The organism is Thalassotalea coralli (genome assembly GCF_055786205.1).
This window is the reverse complement of sequence record NZ_JBVVBK010000009.1, coordinates 38088-55897: the sequence shown is the minus strand read 5'-3', so window position 1 is coordinate 55897 and position 17810 is coordinate 38088. Positions and strand designations below refer to the sequence as shown.

The window sequence follows — 17810 nt, the reverse complement described above, 5'->3', positions numbered from 1 at the left end:
GAAAAAGCGGTCCTTGCCTAATAATCACCTAAGCGATAAAGTCCGATATTATATAGATTGTTGACTACCGTGGCAAAATTACCATCGATAGCCTAATCGAATACCGTAATAACTGTCATTTTCTTTCGATTCGCCAGCGGTCAGGTCCAGCGTAACAAAGTGTTTATTAATGAGTCGCGTAAAACCTATATCTACTTGATGCCCTTTTTCCGTTAAATTCGTTGTTTCGTTTTTAACTTCAGCTTGTTTGAACTTTACTGAAACAACCGTTTTATCAGAAATTTCATAATTCGCATTTAAGCTTAAGCTATTGCCTGGGCTAGTATCGCCTAAGTCTTTGAAGTCACCCCACCAGTGGCCCATTACATTGCCACCAGTCGTATAGCCGTCACCATAAATATGATGTCGATACCAATGACTGTGAAATTTAGTATATTCAATGTTTACAGAGGCTTTTTCGGTAACATAAGGCATAAAAATGCCAAAGTTCTGCGCAATATTGCCAAGCTCGTAATTACTGTATTCTTTTGTATCTTCTCCAGCATACTCCCAGTTTATCGTCATAGGGAAGTTAAAAATGGATAAGTTGAATCGATTTGAAATAGACGCTATTTGGTTACCGACTTCTTCGCTACAGTCTTGCAAATCAGTGCCGTCGCCACCACAGTTATCGCTGTTTACTGGATCAATAATGGCGTCCCAAATATCGCCAAGTGAAACGCTTCTACCACCGCCACCAAACATGTAACTGCGATTAAAGCCGACTGTCCACCAATCAAACGGCTGAAAGCTCAAATGCATAGTCATAAAGCCAGGCTGCCCAGTCGTTAATTCCTCTTGGTAAAGAATTTTATCTGTTTCAGAAAGCAAGCCAACAGAAAACTCATATTTCAGATTCCAGCTGGTTAACAATGCTGAATTGCTGATGGTCAGATTGATATTAGATTCAGCTTGGGTAGAGCGAAGCAACGCACTGTCAATGTGGGGGGACATCCACGTCTCTCGATAGCCTACATCAACTTGAAACACATCCCAGCCCATTGATAGGTAGGTATTACCTAAAGATTCATCCGCCTGAGATATTTGACCGCCAAAGTTACCAATAAAATGTTCGTTGAATTGATAAAACGCGTGTACCGATGCGGTGAAATCATCATCTAGCTCGACTCCACGACTATTGTCTATCGTTATGCCACTTTCGTTGCCATACCCGACAGATGCACTATAGTGTGTTACTCCACCTTTTCTTTTAAAGCGTTTTAAATAATTGTTGATGCGCTGGTAAAGCTGCGGGTGACTGTCTTCTATCTGTTCAAGATATTTAACAACAGTTTTAGCATGATATGGTTTCGTTAGTACTGGCATTTTAGCAACACTTGCTAATCTGTCTAATTCCCGTTCAAGTAAGGGGTCGCTTTTTAAAGGTAAATAGGGTGAAACGCCTTCGGCGTGTGATTGAAAACATGTGCCAATCGTCAGGCTAAAAAGCAGAGCTGTTGAAAAAACTTTTATCGTTGAGTTCATGAAAGTGCTATTCGTTAAAGGTTCTAATTTTACTTAGATTTTGAGGAGCTATGTTAAGAAAGGGAGTATAAAAAGCAAGAGTTAAAATGTACAAAATTTGTTTGTCTTGCTTTTTATTGTCTATAGTCGAGTAATTTACTTCCAGCTTTCCATGGAAGTGCGGCGACGAATAGCAAGTCTAGGTAAAAGTAAACCTAAAATTAGGCCTATACCAAGCACGATGGCGCCATTAAAAAAATACTGCTTCTTTAATTCTAAATCTTGGCTACTTACTTGAGCTTTAGTGCTTTCTAACTCTTGTGTTAGTTGAGCTACTTCTTCTTGAAGCGATTTTTCTTTAGATTGTTGGGCAGAAAATTGGGACTGACTGTCTTCCAAAGATAGTTTAGTTTGTTCGTGTTGTTGTTCTTGTTCCGCTAATTTGGCGTTTAATTCTGTGATAGCCGCTCTAAGCCCTGCAACATCAGATACAAACTTTGACTCTACCCAGGCACTGCGTCCTTTGGAGTCAACAAAATTGGTGTAACCGTTTTCCTGTTCGCCCGTTAGTTTAATTTCATCGCCCGCATTTATGCTACCAACGATGCGATAGTTCGTACCAGGCCCTGCGTGCATATAGATAAATAAATTATCGGAAATGTAGGCGGTTGTCATTGCCTCAGTATTTTCGACAGCTTCAACAGCTTCTGTGTTTTCAGCGTCTTGACCAAATGCTGTTAGTGGAAGAGATAAACACAATGCACAGAGTGTTAGTTTTAGGATTTTCATTTATTTTTATTACCGACCCAACAAATTGAACTGACAGAGATATTAGGACTTTGCCTGTACGATAGCAAGCGAAAAATATTGCGTCTTTTTCGTCACTTTTGTATCGTTATCAAGACATTTACAACCAGATGGTTATTTTTACCAATTACTTCCCATGACAAGCAACACAACGACGGAAATAGAGCTTAAATTTTTAGTTTCTTCACAATCAGTAAAAACAGAGCTTGAGCACTTTTTCACTACATTAGGGCTTGAGCCGGAATGTAAACACAGTCACTTACAAAATTGTTATTTTGATACGCCAGAGCTTTCGCTAAGAAAGTTAGATATGGGGTTAAGAGTAAGACGTAAAAATAATGATATTGAACAGACAATAAAAACCTCGGGACAGGTTGTCGCTGGCTTACATAGTCGACCTGAGTATAACGTAAAAATTTCTGAACCATTCCCAGAGCTTGCGTTGTTTCCTGAACTCTTATGGTCTAGTCAGCGCCAACGCGATGATTTGCAAGAGCAAATAGTGTCTTTATTTTCAACTGACTTTCAGCGCACCACATGGACATTTGATTATCAAGATAGTCAATTCGAGCTAGCTTTAGATTTCGGAAAAATTTCTGCTGACGGAGGAGCTTCTGATATCGCAGAGCTTGAAGTCGAACTCATTGAGGGTAATGCAGCTGATTTAGTTGATTTTGCTAACCAATTGGTTTGCTCATTAAAGTTAAGACCTGGTAAACACAGTAAAGCGGCACGAGGCTATCGCTTGTTTGCCTCGCAAACAGATGTCATTGTGGAGCCTGTATCACTGGTAATGGCTCCTAAAGATCAGCCGAATAGCGAAGGTGAACTATTTGAGCAGGGCATCAACTTTTTTTTAGGGCAGCTACAACGTGCTATCGACAATTACTTTCAACAGAAAAAATTGTCTCATTTATCCGATATGGTTGATGTCTTGTCCATGCTAAGACACGGTTTTTGGATTTTTGATGAATTTATGGATACGTCGATAGAGGAAATTAGAAACGAACTGAGCCACTTTATTCAAGAGTTTTCTTGGGTGGACAACGCTGTTTATGTGAAAGAGCTGGTGAGTAAATCTGGCATATACCGTAAGAAATTAGATTACTGTCAACAACTTGTTGACGAACTGAAGATGGAAAAACAACATTTTCCACAAGAACAAGAAGTCATCAATATTTTAACTAGTGAGCGCTTTAATAAGCTGCAATTGAGTTTACTATCCCTACTATTAAGTCATCAAAATAGCCTGATTGTAAAAAATGACCAATCTAATTTGGTTGGTTTTGCTAAGGTTAAACTTTCTGCCAGCCTTGCGACCTTGTTAGACGCTATGCAAGATGTAAAAGACGAAGGAGATGGAGAGAGCTTTTTAGCGACTCGCACCATTTTGCATCGTAGTTTGTTATCTGGAAATTGGTTTGGTTTTCTATTTGACAGTGAAAGCCGCCAAGCGTATCGAACGCCATGGATAGACTTACAGCAAGGGTTAAGAGAATTACAGAGTTTGTGGATTGTTAAAAAGCAACTCGATAAGCTAACGGAAGAAACCTCTGACATTAGAAAGGTAACCAACTGGCATCACGGTAAAGTTGAAAACTTACTTATTGCTATTAGCCACACAAGACAAGCAGCGTTAAATACTACGCCTTACTGGCAGTTATAATGAAAACCCTAGCGTCTGTTATTTTGGCCTTTGTAGGTTTAGGCTCAATTCAAGCAAGCGTTTATAAGGTGCCAGAGAAGGGGTCACGTTTACTGGGTGAGCCTAGTTATTATCAGGTTGAAGAGGGCGACTACTTTCAAGCTATTTCTGAATATCATGATATTGGGCTACTTTCTTTAATAGCAGCTAATCAAGGTGTAGATCCGTTTGCTCCTAAAACAGGCAGTAAATTAGTGATCCCTTCTAATATGATACTTCCATATGGTGCTACAGAAGGAATTGTCATCAATTTAGCCGAACTCAGGCTTTACTATTTTCCACCCAATGAAAATCTTGTTTATGTATTTCCTGTCGGTATTGGCAGGCAAGGGTTGTCTACACCTATTACCACCACTCGTATTGGTGAAAAGCGAAAAGATCCCGTATGGCGACCAACTGAGGCAATGCGCGAAAGATACCTCAAAGAAAATGGACGACCATTAGCGAAAGAAATCCCTCCAGGGCCAAATAATCCATTTGGCAAATATGCGCTTAGGTTGGGTACTAGTGAGTATCTTATTCATGGCACCAATCAACGCGTCGGCATTGGTTTACGTGCCAGTTCTGGTTGTATTAGGATGTATGCCGACGACATTGAGTGGCTTTATTATAATGTTGCTAAAGGCACGCAGGTAAAAGTAATGAACCAGCCAATTAAAATGTCTTATGAGCCAGATGGCAGTAAATGGATGGAAGTACATACACCCCTTCAAGAAGATGCTAACGCTGGAAAAAATGGTTTTACTGAACAAGTGGTTAATTTTGTCGGTGAAAATATCAAATTAAAAGAAAAGGCCAAGCGAATGCTTGACCTTGCTACAGGTATTCCTCAAAAAATAAATTAACCAGAGCGAATTGAGCTTTGCTGCAAAAGTATCGCTAAATCAATAAGCCCTATAGAGCGTCCTTATTTTTTATATGTTTTAGCGACATTATCCATACGCTTGTTTAATTCGCTTTGTTTCTTTTCTAATTGAGCAACGGCATCGTTGTTGTTTTCTTGTTGTCTTTTAAGCTTGCTAACTTCTGTCGTTAACTTATCAACCTTGTTGGAAAGGGTGTTGACTTGTTGTTCTAAAGCCGATGTGTTCGAACAGCCAGAGAGAACAGCCGAAAAGCTTAATGCGAGTACTAGCGTTTTTTTCATGATCTTTCCTTAGTAAAGAGTCACCATTGATTCTGTATACAGCATAAAAACTTTTGTCGTAATTTCAAGTTGTTATTTATCTGAAATGAGTTTTTCAACTTTTTCTACTAATTGATCAACTTTTGCTTCAAGCTTTTTATTGTGTTCAAGAATCTCATCGTTTTGCTTACGAAGCTCTCTATTTTTGACATTGGTATCGGAAAAGCCGACAAATTTATTTACAAACTGAGCGCCAACAAATCCAACCATGCCCACACCTATGTAGAACATTGCCGCGACGATTGTTCGACCGGTTAGCGATACCGGGTAAAAATCACCAAAACCTATGGTGCTAGCACTCATTTGTAATGTCCAAAAGGCATCGCCGTAGCTCTTGATATTACTTGATTCAATAGCGACTTCCGCTTGATATAGAGGAATAGAGAGTAGGGCGATAATTCCGTATAAGACAACAAGCGTAATGATGAGAAGGTAAAAAGAGTTGTAGTTTCTAACGCCAAATTCGTCGACGGTATAGGTTTTTAATTGTTCTTTCATTTTTCTATGCTTGTTCTTGGTTGACGTGTTCAATTAAATCGTCCATCAATTTTCGTTTTATTTCCAGCTGCTGATCTGGTGCTAATTGATATTTCTCTGCGAGCACGACATAGTCATCAGGCGACAAACTAACGGTTAGGCGAGGTCTTTTGGGACGTCTATTGGTTTCTAAACCAAGTATTTCGCGAATTTTGTCAGAAGGGCTTAAGCCTGATTCTAATGCTTCACGGCGAATATGCATTTGGAACTTCTCATCTAGATCAAAAGCCACTTGAGTGGCTTTTGCGGCTTTGACGGAAGATTGCCATTTATCTGGTACTTTTCTACTCATCTAACTTCCTGGGAACATGTCGACAATATCGGTAGTAGGGCGATATAAAGTAAGAAAAACGTCGGTATCGCCATCTTCCCATACTTCAACTTCCAACCCTCTGTCTTGATCATAGCTAAGAAGTTGATATAGCTCAAATTGTTCACCAGCATCTTTGCCTTCGTATTGAGACAAACGCTCTCTGCGATGATCTTTACGGTGAAAGTAGCCAACTTTAGCAAACAGGCTTTGACGGTAAGCTTCACTGCTCCAGCCTGATGTGGTTGCGTTGTCTTCTTGACGAGTTAACTCTGTGTCGCCAGGCTCATCAAAAAGTGTGGAAAACTCATCCAAATCAAATAATGTTTCCACATCGTCACGTGATATCTTCAATGCTAATTTAAGGTAGGTTTTGTCGTCTACATCTAAGGTTAAGAAAAGCTCTTGATCTTGTGTGCCTGACAGCACCCATTCTGTGTCTGTAGAGTGCTCATATTCGTAACTGTTAACTGCCGTTACTTCGAACTGCTGACCACGCAGAAGTTCAGGTAAAGCAAAGCTGTCGTTAAGCGCAATAATATCGCCTTTCTCTAGGTCATTGGCACGACTAATTTTGCGGGGTGGCTTATCGCTGTCACTTTTACTACCAAAAATAGATTTGATAAAGCTCATATAGTGATCCTAAAAAAAGACCACACATTGTTACATGTGTGGTCGTTACTTTTATTTTTACTGTTTCTTCGCTTTTAAACGCGCTAACACAGCATTCGCATCATTGTCTGACTCACTAATGCCTGCTTCTTTTAAACGCGCTTCAAGCGAGTTATCAGAATTTTCTGACTCAAGCGTTTCTGCTGCTTTCATTTGGTCATCAAACTTTTGCTGCTTGGCTTTAATACGCTCTAAAGAGTCTTTCGCATTCAATAGCTTTGAGTTACTAGATGAAAAGTTGTCAGTGATGGCTGACGTTGCTTTTTGCACGCTTTCAGTTGTTTTTACCATTGAAAGCTGACGCTTGTACTCTTGTACTTGACGCTCACTTTTCTTCACTAACTCTTTTAAGCGGTTGGCGTTGGTATCAAAACTATCTAATGCTTGTTGTTGAGTAGATAATTCAGATTCAAGCGCTGATATTTTTTCAGCAACGGCTAACGCTAATGATTCGTCGTCTTTTTCTAACGCTTGAACCGCATAGCCTTCGTGTTCTGTAATTTCGCGCTTGATACGGTCAACTTCACGGCTTGCAGCCATTTGTTGTGCCATAACACCCGTTAAATCACGCTTTGCTTTTGTTAGGTGGTTTTCAGCATCACGAATTTCCTGTTCAAAAATACGTGTTGCGTTTGCATCTACCACTGCTTCACCGATTTCAGTGGCTCCACCACGGATAGCGGTCATAATTTTCTTAAAAATACTCATAGTCTTACTCCAAGTTGGTGGTGCTTAAATTAAAAAGTCGCTCATATCATCGATAATTTCGATGGCATTGTTGTTCAGTACTGCTAGCTCATGTTCGATATCTTCAAACGTTGAATTAATAGATAGCGCACCGAAGATTACGTACTTGTCGCCGATTTTTGAAAAGGAAGAAAGCGGCATTGGAATGCTCATTTCTAACATAGCTGTATGCATATCAGCTATGCACTCTGGCTTAACTTCCTCTTGGCCCCATAAGTAGGTAATACATAGAATCTGGTCATCAGTTACCGAAACAAAAATCGGTAATTCTTCACGTCCGATAACGGTCGTTTGCAATACATCTACTTCACCTGAAATAGGCTGGCAGTCAAACACCATACCTGTTTCTGAGTTGTCCGCTAATGCATTCAAGTGATTCGCAATTTTGTGAATATTCATGTGCTTCCTCTTTGTTTTTAGCAACGAAAGTGTAAATCGTTGACGACATATTATGTCGGTACGCTAACTTTAGCATTGAGACATAATATGTCAAGCGTCAATTTAATAAAATTTGTATTAATGATTATAGGCGTTGTTTAACCCTTGTTGTTTTTGCCATGCTTCTTGGTGCAGTTGATAGATAACATGACTACCCAAGTGGTTCACCGGGATATCCGGTAGAGGTGTATAAAAGTTCTCTGAAAACGCAAACGAGCCTAATAGCATAGGTAAAGTTAACCAGTGTTGTTCAACAGGAAATTCTTGCAAAGCCATTAGTCGCACAGAAGGTGATTGCCCTGATTTTGCGGCTATGGTCCACCCCCACTCGCCAAAACTAGGAACATTGTCATGGTATTGCTCGACACTTGAGTACCCTGATGCTTGCATCGTTTTGCCAATGGATAAAAAGGCCTTTTTAGCGTGATAAGGACTCGTAGATTGCACCGAAATAAGGCCATCTGATGCAAGTAGCTGGTTTAACTTTGCATAAAAATGCACAGAATAAAGTTTATTTAAGTCAGGATGACTTGGGTCGGGTAAATCGACAATAATCGCGTCAAATACTTGTGTGCTTTTTAATAGGTCATCGACGGCAATAAACGCATCTTGGTGAATTAAAGTGACGCGTTCATCAGACAGGCTATTGTCATTCAATGTTAACAAACGCTCTGATATTCGAGCAGATAGTTTATCGTTAGGTTGCTTAAACAGATCCACTAGTTGTTTATCTAGATCGATAAGTGTGACTTGCTTGGGTTGCCAGGTTAATACATCTCTTAAAGCTAACCCATCACCGCCACCAACGATAAGTATATTCTCTTGTCTGGCAGAGCCGGCCAGCGTCGGAGTCACTAAATAACTGTGATATATCTGTTCGTCTGCCGAAGAAAACTGCAGACGCCCATTTAGATACAAGCTAATAATCGAGTCTTGCTCTAACCCTAGTTTTCGTTCAGTAATGGTAATTTGTTGATAGCGGGTTTTTTCACTGTAAACCACTTTGTCTAAATACAAGGTGTTACTTAAGTTGTGTAACCAGTTAGCCCCGTGCTTGTAAAAAAATACTAAACAGATAGCAACTAAGATATGACCTAAAACTAACAGCTTTGGATGCTTTAGCTTACCCTTGTACGACCATATAAAAAATGCACCAATAACAAGGTTGAGCATAGCGGTTAACGCCGCAGCTTGATTTATGTCAATTGAGAGTAGGTAGATAACCCAAATAGCTGCACCTATACCAGCACCAATATAGTCTGCTCCATAGATGGTACCTAAATTATTGGCTAAGTGTCGCTGGTATATATGTTCGCGAATTTTGGCGATTAACGGTATTTCCATACCAATAAAAAAGCCTAACAACAAGCCGAACAGATACGGGCTATTGAGAGCGGCTGCGGCTAAACTTTTAAACGCGCCGCCTCTTGGCAGAACTTCAGGTGGCAACGAGAATGTATCTGCTAGAAGCTGTGGTAACTGCTGTGTAGCTGCCACTAAAGCACCAATAATAAAGATAGAGCTTGCACCAAGAAAAGCGATGATTAGCTCTAAATAGACAAATCCATTAAAAGGGCAGGAGACTTTTCGTGCGGCAAAAGCGCCGAGCCCCATCGCAACTATCATGATACCTATCATGGCATAGATAGTACTTTCCATAACGCCAAGTACTCGACCAGCGTATAAGGAGAGTAGGTATTCGTAGATTAAACCACAGGCGGCTAAAACCGCCATGGCAAGTATTAAAAAACCGTCTTGAAAGACAAGACGGTTTGATGCAGAACTAGTCAAAAACTGAACCTCTGTTGTTTCGCTTTTATCGTTTACGCCATAAGTGCTGTTAATATGAGTGCAATTGAAATACTTATTGCCATTTCCACACTCGCTACACCGATGTTATGTTGTTGATCAACTTCTTCAGTTAAGTTAATGCCCCATAAAATAAGTTTTTTAGCAATTAGGGTTAATAAACTCACTAATAATGTCATGACAACACTAAATGCGAACCAACCCACTAAACTAATGGCTAATGTGTCAGGGCTATATACCAAGAAGTAACTTGCTGCCGTTACTGCTAAGGCTGTGCTAATGACTTGTCCAGAATAACGAATAGCTAGGGCTACTTGACCATTGGCAAAAGCTTCTTGCATACAATCATCTTGGTTTGCATTTGCGTATTGTTTTTCTTTAATACGAGTAACCAGTACTAGCATTAGCTGAGAAACTGCAAAGCCGGACAGAATAGCGATAACCGTATGAAGGGTCATACCGTGAACCCAAATTAACACGGCACGAATGACGATTGCAGTTGCAATAGCACCAGCGGCGTCAACAAGGCCTACTGTGATGTTTCGTTCTTTAATTTGCGCAGTTTTATCTATGTGTTGAAGTGCTAATCGGTCATGAATAAAACGACCAACTTTAATCAGAACTAAGCCCAATAAGCCATAAGAAAACATACCGATAATTTCCATGCGGAAGCTTTCAGCGTTTTCGCCTGTAATCGCCCCGGTAAGCACTATACCTAAAGCCGCAATGCTGCCTGCAACGCTAATACCAAAAGCAAAGTTATCTTGTTTTGCTAGTTCTTCCGTCGCGTTAACTTTTGCCGATAAGCCAGCAACAAACTTCATCGTACTAAGTAAAATAATGGCAATAGAAATATCGATGGCAAGATAAATCAATAATTCTGAATTTAAACCAAGGTTTTCAATCAAAGTGTTCATAAGGTTTCCTTGCATTGTTGCTTTTATTTTCCGCGGCGAAAACTACGAGATGTGTTACGCGAACTATTTCTAAAACTAGCACTTTTACTACGGCTAGCTGATTTTTTCGCATAAGAACTGGTATTTCGTGATTTTGAGGCAAATCGACTTGCGCTAGTTTGTGCTGATTTACTTTGACCAGATAAACTAGATGCGCCCGTTTTACTCTTGCTGTAAGGGCTGTTAAAACGCTGGCCTTTACTAGCAAAAGATTTCTTTGTACGTGTTTCTACTTGCTGCTGTTTTCTTAACTGATTCGGCGAGCTATAACGAGTACGGCCATAATCGTGGTAGTAGCTGTAGTTTCTGCCTTTGCCCCATTGATGATAATAAGTGCGCTTACGTTTGATATCGAATAGATCGTCCATTAACGAGAACATACCATACCAAGCCCAAAATGACATACCGCTGCTGTCGGTTTGCCAAGAGCCATAGTTAGGGTTACCAATTAATTGTTCGCCAATCCCGAAATCTTGAGCGTTGTTAGCGGCCAAGCTTGCGGCTTTACCTAATGCATTTACTCGAGGTAATTCGCCTCCAGACATATCTGCCAGTACGTTCAAGGGATCACTTAATGCGTCAGAGAACAATACAGGGTCAGCGGCTTGGTAAATGTTGACGAGCTCTTCAAACCTCGCTTGCTCTGATGCAAACATTTGCGGCTGATTTTTCGCAGTATCTAAGCGGTCTAAAAGAGATTTATACATCGGCCCTTGAACCGTAGTATCTTTTAAAAATTCGTTAGTTAATTGCGATAACTCAGGTTTCTTGCCACTTATGTGTTCTGCATATTGCTTGATAAGCGTTGCGTTGCGTATGTCGCCGCCTTCTAATGCAGAAGCCAATTGAGCAATTCGTTGCTCTGTGACAGGAATTTGTTGTGCGATTTGCTCTTTTACTGGATCTGAACATCCTGACAAGATCAATAAAAGTACAAAAATGCTGATAATAGTTTTTTGCATTTCTGCCATAGTTCCCTCAAAAATGCTATGGTTATGCTTCATTAATAACATCGTTGACATAATATGTCTATTATTTCCTACGAATTAAATGCAAGAATTCGTAACAACTATTGACCAGTGTACACTTCAAATAGGAAATTTGTGTGAATAAGCCTACAACGATTCATTCCCCTTTGTTAGAAGAACAAAAACATAAAGCTTGGCAACAGTTTAGTGAATTACATCCAGCAAATTCATTAAAAATAGAAAGCGCTGATATTAACATTAAGGCAGACTTTAAGTCAGCTATAGCGCTCAGTGATTTTATTTTGTCCAGTGCGATGACAAGCCCAGATTTAATAACGGAGTTGTTTCTATCAAACGAGATTTATCAATTGGGTGTACCTCAATACGACAAGTTGTTAGAACAGCATTTGGCAAGTTGCAGTTCAGAGCTTGAATTACATACTTTACTGCGTTTGTTTCGTCGCAAGCATATGGTCGCAATTGCGTTTGCTGACATGGTTCTTGATATTAGCCTTGATATTAGTTTGGCTAGATTGTCCCAATTGGCAGATGCCTTAATTCTCGCCGCAAGAGATTGGTTAGCCAATAGCTGTTATCAGAGGTGGGGAAGGCCGTGTAATAGCGACGGTGAAACCTTACCTTTGCTAATTTATGGTATGGGTAAATTGGGAGGTAAAGAACTTAACTTTTCCTCTGATATTGATTTGATTTTTGTTTATCCAGAATCAGGTGAAACACATGGAGGAAATCGCGTATTAGATAATCATTCTTTCTTTACACGGCTAGCGCAAAAGCTAATCGCTGCTTTGCATCAAGTTACCGCTGACGGGTTTGTTTATCGAGTTGATATGCGCTTACGTCCATTTGGGGACAGTGGTCCTTTGGTTTTAAGCTTTAATGCTATGGAAGATTACTACCAAGAACAAGGGCGAGACTGGGAGCGATACGCGATGTTAAAAGCGCGTTTGATTGGCCAAGGAAAATATCACGGGCAGCTTTCTTCTTTACTACGCCCCTTTGTATTTAGACGATATATCGACTTTAGCGTGATAGATTCATTGCGCCGAATGAAGTTAATGATTAGCCAAGAAGTAAGGCGCAAGCAACTTAGAAATAATATTAAACTGGGTGCTGGTGGTATTCGAGAAATTGAATTTATCGTGCAGGTTTTTCAGCTTATTCGTGGTGGAAGAACGCCTGAACTGCAAGAACGTAATTTGCTCACGGTTCTACCTCTTTTAGTGGAACATGCAGCCATTAATGAAACGACCAAAGAAACGTTAGCACGGGCTTACTATTTTCTACGTCGACTAGAAAATTTAATACAAGCACTTAATGACCAACAAACTCAAACGTTACCCGACAACGAATTAGACCAAGCACGTTTATTGGCGATATTTGAGCAAGGCAGGTTTAACGATTGGTCGGAATTACTTGATGCAACTTTGCAGGTTATGGTTAGTGTTCATCAAGAATTTGCGTTAATTATTGGCGAAGAAGTGCCTAATCAGGAGTCTGATGACCCTCATTGGGTTGCACTTTGGGACAGTCAGTGGAGCGACGAAGAGTCGATTGATTGGATACTCGCAAAGCAACCTGATTGGCCAGCACAGCGTGTGTGGTCGACTCTAGTTGCTTTTAAAAATGACATCGATAAACGAGCTATCGGCCTAAGGGGTAGACAAGTTTTAGATAAATTGATGCCGAGGGTACTTGTCCATCTAAAAGAAGTTCGCGGAAATGACGAGGCCTTGGAGCGTTTAATTTGGATTTTGAATAAAGTAAGTACCAGAACCGCTTATCTTGAGTTGCTTTATGAAAATCAAGGTGCGCTTATTCACCTTGTAAAACTCTGTGGCGCCAGTTATTGGATTGCCGAACATGTAGCTAAATATCCAATTATTCTCGATGAGTTGATAGATCCTAAGCTATTAAACAACCCTCCTGAGTTAACAAGTTATGTGCATGAACTTAGGCAATATATGTTGCGGGTTCCTGATGATATTGAAATGCAAATGGATAGCTTACGTCAGTTTAAACAGGCTCAACAATTAAGAATAGCGGCGGCAGACGTGGTCGGCGTATTACCTATCACTAAAGTAAGTGATCACTTAACCGCGCTGGCAGAGGCGTTAGTAGAGGAAGTTGTTAATCTAGCGTGGCAGCAAATTGTTGAGCGATTTGGTAAACCACAATCGCTACAAGGCACAGATAAAGGGTTTATAGTTGTCGGTTACGGTAAACTTGGTGGCATGGAACTTGGTTATAGCTCTGATTTAGACTTAGTTTTCATTCACGATCGTGATCTTAATGAATATACAGATGGTGACAAGTCGATATCGGCAAGCCAGTTTTATGGCAAGCTAGCGCAAAAAATCATGCATATCTTCAATACGCGTATGTCGAGTGGTCAGCTTTATGAACTCGATATGAGATTAAGGCCTTCAGGAAATTCTGGCGTTTTAGTGGTCAGTATCGAAACATTTGCGCAGTACCAGCTTAATGAAGCTTGGACCTGGGAGCATCAAGCATTGGTTAGAGCAAGATGTGTTTATGGTAGCGAAGGATTGATCAGCCAGTTTACCGGTGTACGTCAGCAGGTATTAGCTAGTACTAGAGATACAGCGAAGCTTAAAGGAGATGTACTCAGTATGCGGCAAAAGATGCGTGATCATTTAGATAAGTCAGATGAGCTAGAGATAGATATAAAGCAGGGGCAGGGAGGCTTAGTTGATATAGAATTTATGGTGCAGTATCTGGTGTTAAAGCTAGCCAATGAACACCCTGAGGTATGTCGATATTCAGATAACTTGAGAATATTACAGTCATTAGCTGGCGTAAATGCAATTGAACAACAGGAACAAATTACGCTGAGTCAGCGGTATTGTGAGTTACGAGACTTCGCTCACCGACAAAGTTTGCAAAATAGTCACTCACTAATGGAAAAGCTGCTATTTGAAGAAAAGGCTACGCCTATCAGTGAGATTATTGGGCGATACTTAAATTAACTAATAAGAGCTTACTTTTTTACGAGGGAGTTTTATACAGCGCTCATCTAAATAGGAAAGCTCTTTTTCAATAAATACGAGCGTTCGTTGTTGGTTACAAAAATAGGTCGACAGGCCATTTTGAAAGTGACCTTCTACTGCTAACCCCACTTGGTGAGCAGTATCAATAATATCTTTATTTATGCGAAACGGGTCTTTGATAATGAAGTCTCTATCTAACCACCATATAACATCAAGTCCTTCTTCTTCTGCATATTCTCTTACTTTTTGATGTAAAGTGAACGGAGGTCTGAACGGGCGATTGACTTTATTGCTACGCCAATTAGAGCGCAAAGGGCGTGTGACCATGCGCTTAGCTTCTAATAATTCAACGAGATCACCGTCGGGTTCGTCGAGGTAGACAATATTATTTCTAACACGAGGGCCTTCGCCGTCATCTTTTCCACGCAAATTAGCGTAAAATCGAGATAAGCCTTCAGCAGCTGCATTGGTTTGTTTTTTGTCGACACTAGGTTTTTTTTCAGGTTTCGTTTGCTGTTGCTCTTCTACAACCTCTGAAGAAGAGCTACCAAATAACTCCTCCTCATTAGCTATGAGATAATAAGCAAGAGCAATTAATATTGCGGCAAAAACAAAATTTTTAATCCAAAACAACATAAATAACCCAACAAAAACAATTAACTTTCACTTTACCTAAGATATAGCAATATGACTAACTATACAATGAGGGAGCATTTTCGTCTGGACGCGTTTTAAACCTGCGGTGCAACCACATGTATTGTTCAGGGTTTTCCAAAATATTTTTTTCAAGCTCTTGATTTACTCTGGTTACATCTGCCGTATCATCACCACTAGGGAAGTTCTCTAATACGGGTTTAATTTCTAGCGTATACCCTGAGTTATCTGAATTTCTCGAAGGAATTAACATGTGAGTTTGCGCGTTTTTACTGCGTGCAAAAATTAAAGTACCGGTTGTAGTGGCTGTATCTGGTACTGCAAAGAAAGGAACAAAAAGGCTTTTATTTCTACCGTAATCTTGATCAGGTAAGTAAGCACATGATTCACCGTCTTTAAGTGCTTTTAATAAGCCTTTAACATCCTTTTTTCCTAACATGTATTTATTAGAGCGCCCTCTGCCTCTGAACTGAAAATATTCCATCAGCGGATTATTGTGTGGTCGATAAAACACAACTAAGGGGTGGATTGTTCCCATGCTTCTGCAACAAACTTCAATACTTAAATTGTGCATGGCGAGAAGTAAAATGCCTTTTCCTTGCGCTTTTGCTTCAGCGATATGCTCTAATCCTTTCACAGTGACTTTTTGTTTGATACGCCATTCTGGCCACCACCAACCCATGCCAGTTTCAAGTAGAGCAATGCCCGTATTTTCAAAGTTCTTCTTCGTTAATCGTTCAATCTCGTTGTTGCTTTTTTCTGGAAAGCACAATTTTAGATTTGTTTCAGCAACGCGTCGACGTTTACCGCCAATTTTATACATTAAGCGTCCAATAGCTCGTCCGAGTATTAGCTGTACTTTATAAGGAAGCCAAGAAATGCTGTACATGATCAGGGTGGCGAACCATACCAACCAATATTTAGGCAGAAGAAAAGATAATTTAAAATTAGGCTGTAAAACTTTGTTTTTACTCACGGCAACAATTCAACTCAATGATAGACGTATGATACACTTACGCCATTATATCTGTTATGGAATACAGGATGAAAGTAGATATTCCGGCTTTTAGCCAAGCAAGTGTACTCGTCGTAGGCGATATTATGTTAGATCGCTATTGGCATGGGCCAACTCAGCGCATTTCACCTGAGGCTCCAGTGCCTGTTGTAAAAATTCATCAAGACGATGATCGCCCTGGCGGCGCAGCTAATGTTGCGTTAAATATCGCTTCTTTAGGTGGTAAGGTTGCGTTAGCGGGCGTAACTGGAGAAGATGAAGCTGCGCAAGCGTTACAAACTCAATTGTCAGCAATGGATATTGATTGCCATTTTGTCAAAACGTCAGCAGTCCCAACGATTACAAAATTGCGGGTGATGAGTCGCAACCAACAACTGATTCGTCTTGATTTTGAACAACCGATTCATCACGTGGATAAGACGCCATTAAATGAAAAAGTCGAAGAGCTGATAGCTGAGTATGACGTTTTACTTGTGTCCGATTACGATAAAGGAACACTGTCTCATGTAGAGCAATTAATCCAGATTGCGAAAAAACACGGTAAAGCAATATTAGTTGATCCTAAAGGAACTGATTTTAGTAAATATCGTTACGCTGATTTGATCACGCCAAACATGAGTGAGTTTGAAGCCATTGTAGGTGATTGTAGTGGCGAAGCAGATATTGTCGCTAAAGGACAAAACTTACTTTCAGAGTTAGATCTTGCCGCGCTTTTAGTAACTCGTAGTGAACAGGGGATGACTTTGCTAAGGCAGAATAAAGAAGAATTCCACTTACCTACGCAGGCAAAAGAGGTCTATGACGTCACAGGTGCAGGCGATACAGTTATCGCTACTTTAGCTCTGGCTATTGCTGCAAATGCTGACTTCTTACAAGCAAGCGCATTAGCTAATATGGCCGCTGGTATTGTCGTAGGAAAACTAGGAACATCTACCGTTAGCGAAGCTGAGCTTCTAAATGAACTATCTTCAGGTAGTGAAAGTGGTTTTGGTGTAGTTACCGAAGAGCAATTAAAAATTGCCGTAGATCTAGCAAAAGCTCGCGGTGAGAAAATCGTGATGACAAACGGTTGCTTTGACATATTGCATGCTGGGCATGTTTCTTATTTAGGTCATGCTGGCGAATTAGGTACACGTTTGATTGTTGCGGTAAATGACGATGATTCAGTGAAGCGATTAAAAGGTGAAGGTAGACCGGTAAATGCTGTCGATAGAAGAATGGCAGTTCTTTCTGGTTTAGGAGCCGTTGATTGGGTTGTACCATTTTCTGAAGACACACCACAGCGCCTTATTGCCAATATACTGCCAGATATCTTAGTTAAAGGCGGTGATTACAAAGTGGAAGAAATTGCTGGCGGAAAAGAAGTCATGCAAGCGGGCGGCGAAGTGAAAGTTTTAAACTTTGAGCAAGGTATTTCTACAACGCAAATTATCAATACTATTCGCCTAGAGGATTAATCTTTCAACCTTCGAAT

General features: G+C 40.3%; 17 protein-coding genes. 4 read left to right on the top strand and 13 right to left on the bottom strand.

Features of this window, described 5'->3' with window-relative positions; genetic code table 11:
- Nucleotides 1-78 precede the first annotated feature (78 nt).
- A complete protein-coding gene (locus ACOB80_RS19355; RefSeq protein ID WP_473167522.1) occupies nucleotides 79-1524 on the bottom strand; it encodes a capsule assembly Wzi family protein in 1446 nt (481 codons plus the stop codon).
- 135 nt (nucleotides 1525-1659) lie between these two features.
- Nucleotides 1660-2292 (bottom strand): TIGR04211 family SH3 domain-containing protein, encoded by a 633-nt coding sequence (locus ACOB80_RS19350; protein WP_473167521.1) that lies wholly within the window; start codon nucleotides 2290-2292, stop codon nucleotides 1660-1662.
- A gap of 154 nt (nucleotides 2293-2446) precedes the next feature.
- On the opposite strand from ACOB80_RS19350, the gene ACOB80_RS19345 reads away from it, so the two are divergent.
- Together ACOB80_RS19345 and ACOB80_RS19340 are read left to right on the top strand one after the other, a co-directional pair.
- Nucleotides 2447-3976 (top strand): CYTH domain-containing protein, encoded by a 1530-nt coding sequence (locus ACOB80_RS19345; RefSeq protein WP_473167520.1) that lies wholly within the window; start codon nucleotides 2447-2449, stop codon nucleotides 3974-3976.
- Complete coding sequence (locus ACOB80_RS19340) at nucleotides 3976-4860, top strand: L,D-transpeptidase family protein (protein WP_473167519.1); 885 nt, start codon at nucleotides 3976-3978, stop codon at nucleotides 4858-4860. The genes ACOB80_RS19345 and ACOB80_RS19340 overlap by 1 nt, the downstream gene beginning before the upstream one ends.
- A 62-nt stretch (nucleotides 4861-4922) precedes the next feature.
- Here ACOB80_RS19340 and ACOB80_RS19335 read toward each other — a convergent pair whose 3' ends face one another.
- The 9 genes from ACOB80_RS19335 to ACOB80_RS19295 all read right to left on the bottom strand — a co-directional run bounded on the left by ACOB80_RS19335 (nucleotide 4923) and on the right by ACOB80_RS19295 (nucleotide 11692).
- Nucleotides 4923-5162 carry a hypothetical protein gene (locus ACOB80_RS19335; RefSeq protein WP_473167518.1) on the bottom strand — a complete coding sequence of 80 codons (240 nt, stop codon included), beginning with the start codon at nucleotides 5160-5162 and terminating at the stop codon, nucleotides 4923-4925.
- A gap of 72 nt (nucleotides 5163-5234) precedes the next feature.
- Nucleotides 5235-5699, bottom strand: coding sequence for an ion channel (locus ACOB80_RS19330; protein ID WP_473167517.1), 465 nt, complete (start codon nucleotides 5697-5699; stop codon nucleotides 5235-5237).
- A 4-nt stretch (nucleotides 5700-5703) separates the two neighbouring features.
- Nucleotides 5704-6030 carry a hypothetical protein gene (locus ACOB80_RS19325; RefSeq protein WP_473167516.1) on the bottom strand — a complete coding sequence of 109 codons (327 nt, stop codon included), beginning with the start codon at nucleotides 6028-6030 and terminating at the stop codon, nucleotides 5704-5706.
- Nucleotides 6031-6681, bottom strand: a complete 651-nt coding sequence (locus ACOB80_RS19320; protein WP_473167515.1) for a hypothetical protein — start codon at nucleotides 6679-6681, stop codon at nucleotides 6031-6033.
- Nucleotides 6682-6738: 57 nt separating this feature from the next.
- Complete coding sequence (locus ACOB80_RS19315; RefSeq protein ID WP_473167514.1) at nucleotides 6739-7428, bottom strand: PspA/IM30 family protein; 690 nt, start codon at nucleotides 7426-7428, stop codon at nucleotides 6739-6741.
- A gap of 24 nt (nucleotides 7429-7452) precedes the next feature.
- Nucleotides 7453-7866, bottom strand: coding sequence for a YjfI family protein (locus ACOB80_RS19310; RefSeq protein ID WP_473167513.1), 414 nt, complete (start codon nucleotides 7864-7866; stop codon nucleotides 7453-7455).
- A 117-nt stretch (nucleotides 7867-7983) separates the two neighbouring features.
- Nucleotides 7984-9696 carry a polyamine aminopropyltransferase gene (locus tag ACOB80_RS19305; protein WP_473167512.1) on the bottom strand — a complete coding sequence of 571 codons (1713 nt, stop codon included), beginning with the start codon at nucleotides 9694-9696 and terminating at the stop codon, nucleotides 7984-7986.
- Nucleotides 9697-9728: 32 nt separating this feature from the next.
- Nucleotides 9729-10631: a DUF350 domain-containing protein gene (locus ACOB80_RS19300; protein ID WP_473167511.1), complete on the bottom strand. Its 903-nt coding sequence runs from the start codon at nucleotides 10629-10631 to the stop codon at nucleotides 9729-9731.
- A gap of 23 nt (nucleotides 10632-10654) precedes the next feature.
- The gene (locus tag ACOB80_RS19295; RefSeq protein ID WP_473167510.1) at nucleotides 10655-11692 is read right to left on the bottom strand and encodes a hypothetical protein; all 1038 of its coding nucleotides are present in this window, start codon (nucleotides 11690-11692) and stop codon (nucleotides 10655-10657) included.
- 83 nt (nucleotides 11693-11775) lie between these two features.
- On the opposite strand from ACOB80_RS19295, the gene glnE reads away from it, so the two are divergent.
- Nucleotides 11776-14646 (top strand): bifunctional [glutamate--ammonia ligase]-adenylyl-L-tyrosine phosphorylase/[glutamate--ammonia-ligase] adenylyltransferase, encoded by a 2871-nt coding sequence (glnE, locus tag ACOB80_RS19290; RefSeq protein WP_473167509.1) that lies wholly within the window; start codon nucleotides 11776-11778, stop codon nucleotides 14644-14646.
- Here the strand turns inward: glnE and ACOB80_RS19285 are convergent, their stop codons facing one another.
- Both ACOB80_RS19285 and lpxL read right to left on the bottom strand, forming a co-directional pair.
- The gene (locus tag ACOB80_RS19285) at nucleotides 14647-15303 is read right to left on the bottom strand and encodes a TcpQ domain-containing protein (RefSeq protein ID WP_473167508.1); all 657 of its coding nucleotides are present in this window, start codon (nucleotides 15301-15303) and stop codon (nucleotides 14647-14649) included.
- 55 nt (nucleotides 15304-15358) lie between these two features.
- A complete protein-coding gene (gene lpxL / locus ACOB80_RS19280; protein WP_473167507.1) occupies nucleotides 15359-16297 on the bottom strand; it encodes an LpxL/LpxP family Kdo(2)-lipid IV(A) lauroyl/palmitoleoyl acyltransferase in 939 nt (312 codons plus the stop codon).
- Nucleotides 16298-16365: 68 nt separating this feature from the next.
- Between lpxL and hldE the strand changes: the two genes are divergently transcribed.
- Complete coding sequence (hldE, locus tag ACOB80_RS19275; protein WP_473167506.1) at nucleotides 16366-17793, top strand: bifunctional D-glycero-beta-D-manno-heptose-7-phosphate kinase/D-glycero-beta-D-manno-heptose 1-phosphate adenylyltransferase HldE; 1428 nt, start codon at nucleotides 16366-16368, stop codon at nucleotides 17791-17793.
- Nucleotides 17794-17810 lie beyond the last annotated feature (17 nt).

Bases quoted from the DNA above. Each gene is read 5' to 3' on its own strand.
- ACOB80_RS19285 (WP_473167508.1), bottom strand. From the start codon at position 15,303: ATGTTGTTTTGGATTAAAAATTTTGTTTTTGCCGCAATATTAATTGCT.
- ACOB80_RS19340 (WP_473167519.1), top strand. From the start codon at position 3,976: ATGAAAACCCTAGCGTCTGTTATTTTGGCCTTTGTAGGTTTAGGCTCA.
- ACOB80_RS19345 (WP_473167520.1), top strand. From the start codon at position 2,447: ATGACAAGCAACACAACGACGGAAATAGAGCTTAAATTTTTAGTTTCT.
- hldE (WP_473167506.1), top strand. From the start codon at position 16,366: ATGAAAGTAGATATTCCGGCTTTTAGCCAAGCAAGTGTACTCGTCGTA.
- ACOB80_RS19330 (WP_473167517.1), bottom strand. From the start codon at position 5,699: ATGAAAGAACAATTAAAAACCTATACCGTCGACGAATTTGGCGTTAGA.
- ACOB80_RS19355 (WP_473167522.1), bottom strand. From the start codon at position 1,524: ATGAACTCAACGATAAAAGTTTTTTCAACAGCTCTGCTTTTTAGCCTG.
- ACOB80_RS19335 (WP_473167518.1), bottom strand. From the start codon at position 5,162: ATGAAAAAAACGCTAGTACTCGCATTAAGCTTTTCGGCTGTTCTCTCT.
- ACOB80_RS19350 (WP_473167521.1), bottom strand. From the start codon at position 2,292: ATGAAAATCCTAAAACTAACACTCTGTGCATTGTGTTTATCTCTTCCA.
- ACOB80_RS19325 (WP_473167516.1), bottom strand. From the start codon at position 6,030: ATGAGTAGAAAAGTACCAGATAAATGGCAATCTTCCGTCAAAGCCGCA.
- ACOB80_RS19300 (WP_473167511.1), bottom strand. From the start codon at position 10,631: ATGAACACTTTGATTGAAAACCTTGGTTTAAATTCAGAATTATTGATT.
- ACOB80_RS19320 (WP_473167515.1), bottom strand. From the start codon at position 6,681: ATGAGCTTTATCAAATCTATTTTTGGTAGTAAAAGTGACAGCGATAAG.
- ACOB80_RS19315 (WP_473167514.1), bottom strand. From the start codon at position 7,428: ATGAGTATTTTTAAGAAAATTATGACCGCTATCCGTGGTGGAGCCACT.
- ACOB80_RS19310 (WP_473167513.1), bottom strand. From the start codon at position 7,866: ATGAATATTCACAAAATTGCGAATCACTTGAATGCATTAGCGGACAAC.
- ACOB80_RS19295 (WP_473167510.1), bottom strand. From the start codon at position 11,692: ATGTCAACGATGTTATTAATGAAGCATAACCATAGCATTTTTGAGGGA.